The sequence below is a fragment of the Brumimicrobium sp. genome, from assembly GCF_048268645.1.
GTDB classification, from domain to species: Bacteria; Bacteroidota; Bacteroidia; order Flavobacteriales_D; family Crocinitomicaceae; genus Brumimicrobium; species Brumimicrobium ulvae.
Window position 1 is genome coordinate 57,466 of sequence record NZ_JBLWVE010000010.1, and the last position, 14,181, is coordinate 71,646.

15 protein-coding genes are annotated in these 14,181 nt (G+C 35.1%); 2 read left to right on the forward strand and 13 right to left on the reverse strand.

Going from position 1 to position 14,181, the window contains the following annotated elements:
• Nucleotides 1-21 precede the first annotated feature (21 nt).
• The 12 genes from ACN0U3_RS09400 to ACN0U3_RS09455 all read right to left on the reverse strand — a co-directional run bounded on the left by ACN0U3_RS09400 (nucleotide 22) and on the right by ACN0U3_RS09455 (nucleotide 11,495).
• Entirely contained in the window at nucleotides 22-1,197 is a 1,176-nt protein-coding gene (locus tag ACN0U3_RS09400; RefSeq protein WP_417266012.1) for a hypothetical protein, read from the reverse strand.
• A 3-nt stretch (nucleotides 1,198-1,200) separates the two neighbouring features.
• The gene (locus ACN0U3_RS09405; protein ID WP_299201144.1) at nucleotides 1,201-1,842 is read right to left on the reverse strand and encodes an ATP-binding cassette domain-containing protein; all 642 of its coding nucleotides are present in this window, start codon (nucleotides 1,840-1,842) and stop codon (nucleotides 1,201-1,203) included.
• A 120-nt stretch (nucleotides 1,843-1,962) separates the two neighbouring features.
• Nucleotides 1,963-2,754 (reverse strand): tetratricopeptide repeat protein, encoded by a 792-nt coding sequence (locus tag ACN0U3_RS09410; RefSeq protein ID WP_417266013.1) that lies wholly within the window; start codon nucleotides 2,752-2,754, stop codon nucleotides 1,963-1,965.
• A gap of 32 nt (nucleotides 2,755-2,786) precedes the next feature.
• Entirely contained in the window at nucleotides 2,787-3,398 is a 612-nt protein-coding gene (locus ACN0U3_RS09415) for a hypothetical protein (RefSeq protein WP_417266014.1), read from the reverse strand.
• Between the two features lie 130 nt (nucleotides 3,399-3,528).
• Entirely contained in the window at nucleotides 3,529-4,752 is a 1,224-nt protein-coding gene (locus tag ACN0U3_RS09420) for a T9SS type A sorting domain-containing protein (protein ID WP_417266015.1), read from the reverse strand.
• A gap of 355 nt (nucleotides 4,753-5,107) precedes the next feature.
• Nucleotides 5,108-5,854, reverse strand: a complete 747-nt coding sequence (locus ACN0U3_RS09425) for a sulfite exporter TauE/SafE family protein (RefSeq protein WP_299201152.1) — start codon at nucleotides 5,852-5,854, stop codon at nucleotides 5,108-5,110.
• 180 nt (nucleotides 5,855-6,034) lie between these two features.
• Complete coding sequence (locus ACN0U3_RS09430; protein WP_417266016.1) at nucleotides 6,035-7,048, reverse strand: endonuclease/exonuclease/phosphatase family protein; 1,014 nt, start codon at nucleotides 7,046-7,048, stop codon at nucleotides 6,035-6,037.
• Between the two features lie 183 nt (nucleotides 7,049-7,231).
• The gene (locus tag ACN0U3_RS09435; protein WP_417266017.1) at nucleotides 7,232-8,704 is read right to left on the reverse strand and encodes a T9SS type A sorting domain-containing protein; all 1,473 of its coding nucleotides are present in this window, start codon (nucleotides 8,702-8,704) and stop codon (nucleotides 7,232-7,234) included.
• A gap of 231 nt (nucleotides 8,705-8,935) precedes the next feature.
• Nucleotides 8,936-9,799, reverse strand: coding sequence for a neutral zinc metallopeptidase (locus ACN0U3_RS09440; protein WP_417266018.1), 864 nt, complete (start codon nucleotides 9,797-9,799; stop codon nucleotides 8,936-8,938).
• Between the two features lie 167 nt (nucleotides 9,800-9,966).
• Nucleotides 9,967-10,599, reverse strand: a complete 633-nt coding sequence (locus tag ACN0U3_RS09445; RefSeq protein ID WP_417266019.1) for an NAD(P)H-dependent oxidoreductase — start codon at nucleotides 10,597-10,599, stop codon at nucleotides 9,967-9,969.
• Nucleotides 10,600-10,614: 15 nt separating this feature from the next.
• Nucleotides 10,615-11,067 (reverse strand): MarR family winged helix-turn-helix transcriptional regulator, encoded by a 453-nt coding sequence (locus ACN0U3_RS09450; RefSeq protein WP_417266020.1) that lies wholly within the window; start codon nucleotides 11,065-11,067, stop codon nucleotides 10,615-10,617.
• On the reverse strand, nucleotides 11,067-11,495 hold the full coding sequence (locus tag ACN0U3_RS09455) for a hypothetical protein (protein ID WP_417266021.1): 429 nt from the start codon (nucleotides 11,493-11,495) through the stop codon (nucleotides 11,067-11,069). Before ACN0U3_RS09455 ends, ACN0U3_RS09450 begins: the two co-directional genes overlap by 1 nt.
• Nucleotides 11,496-11,668: 173 nt before the next feature.
• On the opposite strand from ACN0U3_RS09455, the gene ACN0U3_RS09460 reads away from it, so the two are divergent.
• On the forward strand, nucleotides 11,669-12,610 hold the full coding sequence (locus ACN0U3_RS09460; RefSeq protein WP_417266022.1) for a YihY/virulence factor BrkB family protein: 942 nt from the start codon (nucleotides 11,669-11,671) through the stop codon (nucleotides 12,608-12,610).
• Nucleotides 12,611-12,927: 317 nt separating this feature from the next.
• Here the strand turns inward: ACN0U3_RS09460 and ACN0U3_RS09465 are convergent, their stop codons facing one another.
• A complete protein-coding gene (locus ACN0U3_RS09465; RefSeq protein ID WP_417266023.1) occupies nucleotides 12,928-13,392 on the reverse strand; it encodes a hypothetical protein in 465 nt (154 codons plus the stop codon).
• 158 nt (nucleotides 13,393-13,550) lie between these two features.
• On the opposite strand from ACN0U3_RS09465, the gene ACN0U3_RS09470 reads away from it, so the two are divergent.
• Complete coding sequence (locus ACN0U3_RS09470) at nucleotides 13,551-14,030, forward strand: YkgJ family cysteine cluster protein (RefSeq protein WP_299201173.1); 480 nt, start codon at nucleotides 13,551-13,553, stop codon at nucleotides 14,028-14,030.
• The last annotated feature ends 151 nt before the right edge of the window (nucleotides 14,031-14,181 follow it).

Here is a 14,181-nt window from a genome sequence, read left to right on the forward strand (position 1 = left end):
ACATATTTTTAACGAAAATGTTTACTGTGTTTTTAATACTCCTCGTTTCGCGTTGAAATAATTAACGATAGTGTAAATTCCAAACGCTAGAATTACCGCAAGAATACTCAATAATGTATATCCAGATTCTACCTGTATTCCACCTTTGATCAGTAGGCTATCAATGTATAGTTTAGCCAAAGAAAATGCGATAATACTTGCGGAAGAGATGACTGCAAATACTTTCAGAAAGTAAAGTAAAATTGTTTTTGTAATTTTTGTTGGTGAGTAACCTTGTCTCAATAAAGTTCTAATTTCATACTCGTTTCGTGAGATTAAAAGTTGTGCATATTGGACAAGTACTAGTCCAGCTAAGAAAACTGTGATGATACTGATTCCAATAAGAATAGAGAACAAGGTGCCGGCTACACTTTTTAGTTTTCCAACGATCATTGAATTTTCTTTAGATTCAAGGGAACGTTTTTGAAGGTAATTTTCGAATTCTCCAAACTGCCCTTCTTTAACCGTTAACATTAACTGTGTTGTTTTCGCAGGAACACTCGTTGGGAAGTTCTTGTTACCATATTCCATAAAGGAAGATGGAACTAAAATTGCAGAAACTTCATTCGTGAAGCCAACAATTTTCACTTTTTCCCATTCTTTTTTCTCGTCATTGTATAATGTAAATTTAAAACCTATTGTTTTTGCTAAATCATCTGAAACTTGTGGAATTCCCTTAGCGCTTGCAAAGGTGTTTAACATTACCAAGAAATCTCTAGGTAAGACTATAGGTACAAAGTCATCTCCAGGAGACCATTTCCATTGGTCAGAATCAATACGTGTAAAACTATTGTCTATAGATTGCACAAAAACATCTGAGCGAAAATAAGGAACTAATTCACTGTCTGTTTGTAAGGAAACACCAAAACTATTGCTAAGTATAGGCTCCAATGTTTCAGTAAAACTTTCTTTCCGAATGCTCTCAATTTCTCGCTCGCTGAAGTCAGTTTTTGCTAATTTTAGACTGTTGAAATTGCTGACTTTCTTTTGAATGATCATGGTGTTGTTTCCTAGAATTTCCTCTCCTTCACCAAATTCATTTACGCGAATTAAATAATGAATGGAAGTTACCAAAAATGTAAATCCAAGAAAAGAACCAATCATGGCAATAATGAGTTGGGTTTTGTTCTGGTAACTGAATAATATTTTTTTAATCATGGCTTAAAGATTTAGTTCTCGATCGAAATCAAAACTGTGATTTTCTCCCAAAGTGGTTAAAATAAATCCTGCGTTTATTTGATTTGCCCGACGATTAATTAATGCTAATGAACGTTGTGTGTTTGCTTCGTCTAAATGACTGAAGGGTTCATCCATCAGCAACCAATCAAAGGGTTGACTTAATGCGCGAACAATGGCCACACGTTGTTGCTGACCCATCGATAAAATTCCACAAGGGACATCCCATTTATCTTCAATTTCTAAGGCTTCTAACATTTGGAAAAGTTCTGAAGAAGTGAAGGTGTCAGTCAGTTGGTTCTTAAGTTGAAGGTTTTCTTCTACGGTTAATTGTGGAAACAATTGGAGGTCTTGAAATACGAAACTCATTTGTAACCTTCTGATGATTGCCCAATCTTCGGGGGGAATAGAGTTAATTTCTACTTGGTCAAACCGAATACTCCCATTAAAATCTTTTCGAATGCCAGCCAATGTATGTGTGAAAGTTGTTTTTCCTTTTCCACTTGAAGCATTGAGCATTACTTTTTCTCCCTTTTTTAAAGAAAATGAATTCCCCCAAATACTTTTATCGCTGTGTTGAATTCCAGCTAGTGGTATTGGAATGACTTTATTGAAATGAATATCCATGTGTTTTGTGTTTTATGGCTTAAAAATAGTCAATAATCATTCCATACGAAGATGGAAATGTATTTTTAGCGGTAAGTTGTTGATGGTGAGTAGAAAGTCGAGGGTTTTAGGTTCTGGTGTTTATTCTTTTATCGCCTTCTTTAAATCTTTTTCAGCTTTTCTATATTTCCCGATTTCATGGTAGCATAAACCTCGTAATTCATAGATCTCTTTATTGTTAATTGTATAATAAGGATTTGACTTGTTGTTGTATTTTAGAGCTTTAGTGAAATCAATAATAGCAAGTTTATATTCATCGATGAGGTAGTAGGTATACGCTCTTTCAAAATAAGACTTATGGTCCTTGGGTTGCAATTCTAATGAAGTGGTGAAGTCAATGATTGCTATTTTTGGAGCTCTTTTCAGTCTGTAAATTACTCCTCTATTGTAATATGCCGCAGAATAGTTTGGGTCGAGTTGCAAGGCTTTATTGTAATCCTCCATTGCTTTGTCATAGTCCTCTAATAGGTAGTAATAAACCGCACCTCTACCATTGTAAGAAAAAGCATATTCAGGATTGATTGCTATCGATTTATTATAGTTTTTCATTGATTCATCGATTTTATAGGTCATGGCGTAAACCGTTCCAAGTTCTGCAAAAGCTCGATAATTATTGGCATCAAGCTGAATGGATTTCACTAAATCATCCTCTGCTTTTTGGTATTCACCAATATTTCTAAGGCATTTTCCTCTTTGCCAATATGCAGAGGTGTTGGTTGTATCATCTTGGATGAAATCGTTAAGAAGTGCTAATGCTTTTAAATACTTCTGGTCCTCATCGATTAAATCAAAAGTCTTTTTTAAACTTTGATTTTCTTGCCCATAGACTGAATAAAAAGCAAAGAAAATCAAAAGAGCTGAAAGTATCTTCATATTGCAGAGGGTTGTCATTAATAAAAATAGTCCTAATGTATACTCAAAGTCTCCAAAAACAATTCGATAATTTCTCTTCCTTTAAATCCTTCGGATACAAGTATGGTTACAACAATTATCCCTTCATCTTTACCGCCATATGTAGCAACAGTATAGTATTCGTTTTCACCTTTATAGGTCATAATGGCTTGAATACCTTCAATGGTTTCTCCACTAACTAACTTTTTCTTAAACGGTTTTTCAGTTTTTGTGTATCCATAACTAACACTTTCCTTTGTGATTTCATTCATCATCATCTGTGTTAACATAGAAGGATTAAAAGAGGAGTATTTTTGAACAATAAAACCATTTCCAGTTGACTCGAGGGCCACACATTGTTCAATTCCCTCTTCAATGACTGTATTAGAAACACTGATGGATTTATCGTGTTTAAAGGAAATCATGTCATCAGAATAAGTGAGAATATCAGACTGTGAAAGTTGAATCGATAAACGTTCACCTGATTTTGTTTTGTATTGACGCTCACTGTCCAAATCAAGCTGGAGTGTATCATTGTTAATCACAATAATATAATTCCCTTGTTCTTGTGCGAAGGCAATTGTGCTTAATAGAACTGTGGTTATTGTTAAAATTGATTTTATCATTTTTTTTTGGGTTTAAGATGTACGGAGGAAATAAGTTTTTAAATCTATTTTCGCCTTGTTAAAAGACTCGTTTATGAAAGTAAAGGTAAACATTTTAGGGGCAAATAAAATTAAGTTGATATTTTAAAGCTTAGTGCTTGACAATTTTCTGAGTAAAGCGGCCTATTTTAAGTTGATATACTCCAGTCGGTAATTCTGAAATATCAATGCGCTTTTGATTCGAATCCCATGTTCCTGATAAGACCATTTGACCTAAATAATTCAATATAAGGTAATCATTAAAGTTAATGTCTTCTTTAGCTTTTATATTGATGTAGTGGCTAGAGGGAACAGGATAAACGCTAAACTCTATATTTGTTTCAAGGTCTGATACGCCTAATGAATAAGGGGGGTGTTTTTCTAAAAACGGAGTTAAGTCAATGCTGTGGAGCTGTTGTTTGAGATTAAAAGTTGAAAAGTTTTCGTTGGTAATAAAATATTTTAATCCGTTGGTGGAGGTGATTGCTTCAACTTGGTGAAAAGGCATGGAAAGAACTATTTTTCGCTTATTGGCAGTGGATAAATCAAAATTTTGGAAGTCATAAATCAAGTAGATAAAAGGCTGTAATGCTGTAGAATATCCACAAAGTGTTAAGGTGTTTTTGGACTCAATAAAATTTGCACCGGTAATCAATCCTTCCACTTCTATTGTGATTTTGTGTTGTGCTACATAAGTTCCAGGAGACTTTGGAAGGGCGTATATGCTGGTTTTTTGTTCATTCCACTGTTTTGTAAATAAGAAGATACTATCTGTTGTTACAATAAAAGCTTCACAGTCGAAATCTGTAGCGTTTGTTTCTTGAGGTGTGAAATCAATTTGATCTGAGTAGGAAAAGTTGATAGACTCAACAGCTGGTGAATTGTTGAGCATTGAGCTTTTTGAAATTTTTAGGATTTTCAAATCTTCTCGGTTTCCACTGATGTTGTTTCCAAAATCACCGATGTAAATATAATCGTCGTCTTGGGAAAGATCCTCCCAGTCAACATTGATTTCTCCAGGAATTGAAAGGGTGTTTGTAATGGTTCCGTTTACTGAATCTATAGCATAGAGTATTGCGTCACCATTGCTGTCGTTATGTGTCCATAATTGTTTGTTCCACATGATTAAGCCTGATGTTTCTGAAATTGTATTGCTCAGCATTGCCGACGAGTTAGGTGCTATGGTATCAATGATATATTGGCAACTGCCATCATTGATTGTAGCACTCTCATTAAAGTTTTCCGCTTCTGAATCAGTACATCCGTATATTTGTGCGTGGAGCTGGAGGGTAAAGAGTGAAAAAAGTATGGCGAATAAAATTGGGGCTTTATTCATTTAAAAAAGGGTTCATTTTGACTAATTTGTAGTGTGTTTATCTGTACTAATTTAATAAATTAATATTTAAGTGCTATTTCGGTGATTAAATTTCATGAAATAAAATCATCATTCCGCTATTTTCTAGGTGAAAAACAAGATGGTAAACCTAAAAAAAATGGTTCTACTACGAATTTAATGGAAGTCTATAATAAGTAGAAGCTCTAATTTATTAATGTTAGACTTTATAATCGTTTAGAAAGACAATATAACAAACACCCATTAAAAAAGACCAGTCAATATGAAGATTGACTGGTCTTGAAAATAAGTTTGAGTTGAAGGTCTAAATAATGTATAGAATTACATCTAGAGTTACTTATTCAGCGGCTTCTTCTGTTACTTCCTCATCTCCTGAAGGAAGGAAATCGTTGAGGTCTGAAATGTCTACTCCAGCATCGTTTTCTTTTTCTGCTCTCGCTTTACATGTTTTACAAAGCTCAGAAATACCTTTGTCTTCCCAAGATGCTTTTACTGTACCATCGTTAATCACATCTCTGTTCTTTATGTGGTGACAATCTTTATAAATGTGGTATCTATTTCCCGATTCAGTCCAATATACTTCATCGAGGTTGTTGTTGATCGATTTTACGACATCCGTTTGTTCATTGATTTGTTCAGTGTACTTTTCTACTGAAGGCGGATTGAAGTCGATTCCTGTTATACCTGCTGCAACCATTGCTACGGCAGCAATTGTTCCTGCAATTCCTTTCGTTTTTCCATCTATGTTTTTATTCATAAAAATGAGAATAACCAAAGGTAAAAATGAAAGTACCCCCATGATTGCACCCAATTGGTTTTGCATGAAAAACTTAAATTTTTGTTTCTCTGAAGCGGGATCCAATCGATTAGCTTTTTTCCAAAGTAATGAACCTGTGATCGATAAAGCCAAAATGAGAACAATCACCACAATCAACCAAACCAATGTCTCATTGCTGATTAACTTTAAGATAGCAAATATTTGTCCCCCAATTCCTAGTATCCAAGCCAAAATGGCAAACATTCGTAATTGTTTCGCTTTTCCTTTGGCTTCGTCACTAGCTTTAAATACTTTTTGTTCTGACATAGTTTTCGTTTAAATAGTTATTTTATTCACTAATAAAGTGAGTGTTAGTTTGTTCTGAATTTAAGAGTTGCTTAATTATAAAGTTCAAAAATAGTAAAAGAAATTTAATTCTTGATGAAAACTTTATGCTGATGATGAATGTATTGTGGGGGATTCGAATTGATTTTCATAACAATCGAGTCATCTATTGTCACTTTCTTCTTTTATCCCTCGATCAATAAGGACTTCTGTTTCTGCTATCTCTTCTTGAGAAATGTTTTCTATTTCTTCCTTTTGTTTTGGGTTGTCGGGGTCAATTCCAAACACACAGCCTATGGGGAAATGGTCGGAACCAACATGTTCTAAAACCTTTAACGATTTTATAAAAACGGATTCACTGTGATAAACTAAATCTAACGGAGCTCTAAAAAACCAGTATTTTGCATGGAAGGAAGCCAGAACTCCACGACCATGTCTTCCATCAATTAATCCACTTTTTTTACGGAATAACCGAGCGGTTTTTGACCAAGAAACAGTATTGAAATCTCCGATGACGAGGGTTGGTTTGTTTACTTTTTTAATGCGTTTGGCAATGCAAAGTAAGTCTCCATCACGTTCTTTTGAGTTGGCCTCTTCTGTCGGACTAGGTGGAGGTGGGTGAACAACAAAAAGCATAAACTCCCGACCATCTTGAGTTTTAAAATGAGCCTCAACACTTGGTACATCCTCGGCAACAAAAAAATGAGATTGCACCTTTTCGAATGGGAATTGCGAATAGACATGCATGCCATAGGTGTTTTCTAGCGTGATTTTTTGGGCGTGAGGATAATCATTCTCGAGTTCACGCATGGCTTTTTCCCAATCTCTGTTGCTTTCAATGGTGATAAAAATGTCTGGTATCTCCCTGCGAATAAATTGTTTAAAACGATCAAAGTCTTTGTTGAACTGGTAAATATTGGTGGAGATAATTCTTATTTCCTGTAAGTTTTTATTTTCTTGGTTTTTGATTTTATATAACTTGGTATAGTAATAAAAAACAGATAAATGATAAGTTAGTAAGGCGATTTGGATAAGCAATACAATCCAGAAAACTATATTCCTTTCAGTAAATATTAGCAATCCTATGATGGAGAAGGAATGTAGATAAAGTAATTGTAAACTCAGAAATTCGGGCACACGAAATATCCAATGTTGATGTTGAATAAATGGCAACATACTGACCAGTATAAAAAGTATAGCGAAGATTAGAAAAAATAGGCCCATTGAGTTACTTTCTCTAAAGATAGTAAAATAGTTTCTTGTTAAAAGGTAAGTTTCTGAAATAAAAAAAGCTGCCCAAGTACTTAACTCCTTCTGTGATTAAGTACTGAACAGCCTTCTGAAAAGTTTACGGTAAAATTATTTCACCATTAATTTCTTTGTCATTCTTTGATTATTATTTCTGAACTGTAGCATGTATAGTCCTTGAGGAAGGTCTAAATCAATTTGATTTTGACCAGCTGTTAATGCTACTGTTTTGATCAATTGACCATTTACATTGAAGAAAGTCACTACCTCAAAATTCATTGTATTATTAATGTTAATCTTGTCATGAGCGGGATTTGGGTAAAGGTTTACTTCTGTTAATGCTAATTGATCGACAGAAAGAATTCCACATGACCAGTTACTGAAGTCAACATTCCCTAGGCTAGCATCATCAACTTTGTGAAAGATTACTTCTTCGATGGCTGTAGCATCAGCATTTTCGTCTGTTTCAATCCAACAATTTCCCAATGCATTAATGTCAAGGGCTGTATTGTTGTACAAGGCATATGTTACTCCGTTATTTCCGTTTTCTGAGAATAGGTTATTTCCTAAATCATTGCTTGTTCCTAAATCTACAGAAGCTTGTCCGATAACAGTAATTCCCCATAGGTTTCTGCGGATTTTATTTTCACGCAAAACTAAATTTTGAGAATCAGTATTGCTGTTTACAGAAATTCCACTTCCTCCTTGGGTAGGATCATTTTGTGTATTGTTATCTTCGATAATGTTTCCTTTAATCAGTGCATTGGCATTTGGACCAGCAATGGTCAATCCATACCTGTTGTTTTGAATCACATTGTTTTCTATAATGGTGTTGATGTTGGCACCAACAAAGTTCGAAATGGCAATTCCGCCAACCTTTGTTAAGGATGGATCTCCAATAATCGTATTGTCGATAATTCTTAGAGTATCAGCACCTGTAGGTCCCATATTAATTTGCGGACGGTTTTGATTGGTTTGACTATTTTTATCTAGCAAATTCCCAATGATTAATGCAGGAACCTCTTGGTTTGCACCAGAACCTACTGCAGGTAAATCATTCTTGTAAAAGGTATTGTTCTTCACCACTGCTGGTCCTCTAGAGATAGAAACCACTGCTCCTGTTGATGCCCCTGAAACGTTATGTGCTAAGTAGCAATCTTCAATAATGAAGTCTGCTGTTAATACACGAACACCACCTGTGTAGGTGATTTCTGTGTTTTTGATGGATCCTACAGAAAATTCTTCGAATCGAATTCCATCTGCTGGCATCAATGTGTCTGTTGAACGAATGATCAACTTTTGGTTACCCTGACCCGCATCTGTTATCAAAGCGCCTTCTACAGTGATGAGGATATCAGTATCCATGAATAGGCTCTCCGAAGTTGTAATTTCTAAAGTGTCATCTACAGCAATCGTCAAGTTTTCACTCAAAGTGTATGTTGTTCCATCAAAACTTAATGCTGTTGGATGCATCGTTGATAATTCAGATAAGTCATAGTTTTCACCATTTCCAGGAGTGGTTATTTGAGCAAAACTGCTTGCTCCCATCAGGGTTCCTAAAAGGAATAATGTAATTTTTTTCATGTTTATTTAATTTGTTTGAATTGACGACAATTGAAATTTATGCTTTGAACAACGTTTGCTAAAAGAATAATGTTCACTTGTCCCTTGTAGCCGCAAAGATAGGGCTTTTAATAGTTTTGAAGATAAAATAAACAGTTAACTATCGATATGGTCGGAAGTATGACAAAGAAGTTGGGAAGACTAAAAATTGGTAATTCACTAACAATTAGAAGATGTATTCATTTGTAGAAGTTATAGATCTTCAGCAGTATAAGTATCTCCTTGTTTAATGTCTCCTGTTTTAAATCCTTTTGTAAACCAACGCTTTCGTTGAGCGGAGGTCCCATGGGTAAATGAATCTGGAGTTACATGGCCTTGCATTCGCTTTTGAATTGCATCATCACCTACTGCATGAGCAGCACTTAATGCTTCGTCAATATCTCCTTCTTCCAAATACTGTTTTATGTGATGGGCCCAAACTCCAGCGTAAAAGTCAGCTTGTAGTTCTTGCTTCACTGTCATTTTGTTGGCCTCTACTTTCGACATTCCGCTCTGGATCTGTCTCACTTTTCGGGTAATCCCAAGTATGGTTTGCACATGATGTCCAACTTCGTGGGCAATAACATAAGCCATTGCAAAATTACCTCCTTTTGCGCCGAAACGTGTTTCTAATTCTTTGAAAAAATCAAGGTCCATATACACTTTCTTATCTCCAGGACAGTAGAAAGGACCCGATGCTGAAGAAGCATTTCCGCAAGCAGTAGATACTTGCCCAGTGAAGAGGACCATGCCTGGTTGCTCGTAAGTCATTCCGTTTTCTTCGAATATTTTCGTCCAAACCTCTTCGGTATCAGCAAAAACTGTTGCAACAAAATCACCGAGTTCTTTTTCTTTGGCGGTTAACTCACGTGCTGAAGAAGTTTCGGTAGTTAAAGAGGAAGACTGTGTGAATTGATCCAGAATAGGCGCGATTTGTTTTCCTGTCTCTCCACCGAAAATGCTAATTAAAAGAATAATAATGGCAATGATTCCACCTCCTCCAGCGGCTTTTTTTCCCATGCTCATTCCTCTTCTGTCCTCTACGTTAGAACTTTTTCTACGTCCTTTCCATTTCATGCTTTCAGGTATAATGTTTTATGCAAAAATATGGAATGTGGTGGTTTAATTCTTGATTGTAAGCATTTTTTTGTGGGATTAAGCTTTTAAGTCAATGATGATAAATAAAAACAAGAACGGCTTAGGTGAGTTACCCAAGCCGCTACTTTATATTTGTTGTTTGATGACTAATCAATTAAGGTGACTAAGTCATCTTTGCTTTTTCGGACCTTAGGAAGGTTTACTAACCAATCTTCCGATTCGTTTCTGTAACCAACAGGAAGCATAACACAGCTTCTTAATCCTCTTTCTTTTAAACCTAATATTTTATCAATAGCCTCAGGATCGAATCCTTCTAGTGGCGTGCTGTCTAACCCTTGAAAAGCAGCTGCTGATATGGCTTGAGAAAAAGCGATGTAGGCTTGTTTTGCGGCATGATTAAAGTTGACTTCTGCATCTCTTTGTGGGTAATTATCCAACAGCATCTGTCTATAATTCTCCCAACCTTCATTTTTGAAACCCCTAATTTCATTAGTAAGATCAAACATTTTATTAATGCGCTCTGGTGTGTAAGTATCCCAAGCAGCAAAAATGAATAAATGAGAACAGTCTGTAATTACGGATTGGTTCCATGCTGCTGGTCGAATCATTTCTTTCATTTCTTGGTTGGTGATTACAATAATTTCAAAAGGTTGTAATCCACTAGAGGTCGGAGAAAGCGAAATTGCTTCTATTATAGTGTCTATTTTTTCTTGAGGAACTTTCTTGCCATTCATTGCTTTAGCGGCATACCTCCAGTTTAATTTATCTATTAATTCCATTGTTTATATTTTAATCTAATCTTTATTGTTTTTAGAAAGGATTTCTATCCATTCGTTGAGCATATTTTTGAGCTGTACCACCTCCGAAAGTTGGATGTTTTCTTTCAACAAAATGTTGACTAATTCACCCGGAATAGGTTTGGCCATATTTTTTAACTCCAAACCTTTTTTTGTTAGCTCCACGATAACGCTTCTTTCGTCTTGTGGAGATCTGTGACGTTCCAATAACTCCATTTTTTCCATGCGTTTTAGCAGCGGAGATAGGGTGTTGGTTTTAAGCATAAGTTGCTCTGATATTGAATTGACGGGTAGTTTGTCCTTTTCCCACAACACCATTAAGACTAAATATTGGGGGTAAGTTATGCCCATTTTGTCTAAATGTGGTTGGTAAGCTTTTGTAATGAGTCGAGATACTGAGTAAATCGGGAAACAAACTTGATTTTCGAGTAATAATTGATCTTCTTCCATTATGTATTCGTTTTTCTGATCCTCCAAGCCTTCCATGCACCTGAAGACCACAGTGCCCATGCAATAAGAACAGGTTGGAAAAATAAACGTATTAAACGAGCAGTGTCGGAATCCAATGATGCAAAGTCTTTTCCTTCAACATATTGTGAAATGTTTCCAGGGAATATTAGAACATAGAAAATAGCCAGCGCCCAACCAAAATTAACCCTTTGATTTTTCCAAAAAAGTAATCCAAGTCCCAAAATCATTTCAACAATTCCCGATAAAATAACCACCAAGTCTTTGCTCATTGGTAACCATTCCGGAACTTGCGCTTGAAATTCAACTCTGTTAAAAGTTAGGTGACTGAATCCTGCAAAAACCATAAATAAGGCCAGGAGTATTCTAAATATGTTTTGTGTTGTTGATGTTTTAATGTAATTCCTCATATTTTATATCGCTTAAGTTTATATCGTGCGCGACACAAAATTACTTTATTATTTTCTATTTAACTATAGTTTCTTCAGATATTTTAAATTTTTTCTAATATTTTACCAAGGAAAGAACTGGAGATGTTTTATTTTCAAGACGTAATGACCATATAGCTAATAAAAGAAACGCAATGTTCAAAAAAGTAATCAGGTTTTTCAATCCTATAATTGAATTAGTTAAAACAATAATAAATGGTATCGGTGACCATAGTTTAATGACCTTTGCGGCGGCAATTGCATTCTATACAATATTTTCACTCCCAGGTTTAATTATTACCATTGTTGTTGTAGCAGGAGTTTTTTTGGGGCGTGAAGCAGCAACGGGTGAATTAACAGTTCAGCTAAGTGAATTTATTGGTCCAGATATCGCTAAATCAATTTCAGACATTATTGTTCAAGTCGATTTATCTGGTGAAAGTACGCTTCAAACGATATTTGGTGTAGGAACATTGGTTTTTTCTGCCACAACAATTTTTATGAGCTTGCAAGAAGGCCTGAATAAGATATGGGATGTGAAAGCGACTCCAAAAAGAGGAATTGTCAAATTTTTAGTCAACAGGGTGTTGTCTTTAGGTATGATTGTAGGAATGGGGTTTATTTTGATCGTTTCTTTAATCAGTGATACTCTCCTGGAGTTGTTTTTTGGAAAAATTCAAAGCATAATAGGGGAGGAGCCTAGCATGTTGTTGAATTTAACAAGTAGTGTTGTTTCTTTCATGATTGTGTTTATTATCATCGGAATGATCTTTAAGTTTTTGCCTGATGTTATTCTACGTTGGAGAGATGTTAGTTTAGCGGCTTTAATTACTTCTGGTCTTTTTATCCTGGGTAAATATGGAATACAGTATTATTTGTCGACAAGCAATTTTGCAGAAACCTATCAGGCAGCTGGTTCTATCGTGATTTTATTAATATGGGTGTATTATTCAACGGTGGTTATTCTGGTTGGAGCTGAAATAATGCGTGCAATAATGATTTACAGAGGAAATCCTATTCGTCCTTCGGAACATGCGACAAAGGTTGCTATTCAACAAGTGGATTATGAAACTTATAAGTCGAACCTGAATTCATAATTACTTCTTTTCGAACTCTACTATAATAGTTCTTCAATCGTTGTCCTTGGACTTACGATAGGCTATAAAAGACATAACAATAGCAAGAACACCAATGACGAGAAAGAAGCCATGCAAAAAGTAATTAAAATTCTCTAAATCGCTCAAGCTGAAGATTGTTAAGAACAGTCCTGAAATTAAAAGCGAAGTTGGTTTTTTTAGTTTCATTTATTTTAAATACTACTTGTTCAAAAGTAAGGAATTTACATCACTAATCCTCAAGTTTCAACAATCATGTGTTGGGCAATGGAAAAGTAAAACCATTGATTAATTGAAGATTAGTAAGGCCCAAATAAAATCGCCAATAGGGCAATGTCTACATCGTGATCGAAAGAGGCCAATACATTGGTGAAACTTGTTGAATCACCATGATACACTTTATTGTCTTGAATGGTGAGTAGACAATCTGTAAAACTTCTAGAATCACCTTTGTACACTTTTCCATTACTAATGGTGTAAAGTACATTAGTAAAGCTAGTTGAATTCCCACGGTAGACTTTGTTGTCTTTAATGGTATAGAGAACATCTGTAAAGCTTGTAGATCTATCCTTGTATACTTTGTTTCCGGTGAAGGTATATTGAACATCGGTAAAACTTGTTGAGTTTCCGCGGTAAACTTTGTCTTCTTTAATGGTGTAGAGCACATCTGTAAAACTGCTTGACCTTTCTTTGTATATTTTGGTTTGGGCGTTGATGTTGAAAGTCAGAAAGGTCAATGCAATGAGTAAAAGTAAGTTTTTCATAATTGTTTTTTTGTTTTTATACAAGTTTGAAGCCAAAGAGAATCTCTAAATTAAGGATTATTTCTTTAACATTAATCGTGCGGTGAATAAGGCGAAATTTAATTATTAAAGGATGTTTTTTTCTATTGACTAAAAAATATTCTCGTAATTTTGCACCAATGAAGTACCAAGAGGATTTAGATATTGCCAAAGAAAATAAAGCTGACAATAAAAGGCTAGGAAAACAAATGAGGCGCACACCAGAAAGAAAACTGGATGAGCTGTTTCACAATCACCATGAAAAAGTTTTTCAAGAAATCGATTGTTTAGAATGTGCAAATTGTTGTAAAACAACTAGTCCTATCTTTAGGGATGTTGATGTAAAACGATTGGCCAAACGCTTCAGAATGAAACCTATTCAGTTTATTGAAGAGTATCTAAGGGTGGATGAAGACGACGATTATGTTTTAAAATCTTCTCCATGTCCTTTTCTATTTGATGACAATACTTGTAGTGTTTATGAAGACCGACCTTTAGCATGTAAAGAATATCCGCATACCGACCGCAAAAAGATGTTTCAAATTATTCCATTGACCTTAAAGAATACAGAGATTTGTCCGGCAGCAAGCAGAATAGTGGAAGCGATGAGAAATCTATAAATCTTCGATTTATAGATCAGTATTGAGCAAGAGTACTGAGTAGAGAGGTGAGAGCGATCCTATTTGTTGCTTCAATTTATTTGATTTATGCAGAGGTTGTTAGGTGTTGTTTTGAATCAACTTTAAACTCTTTTTGAGAGTGGGTTAGATT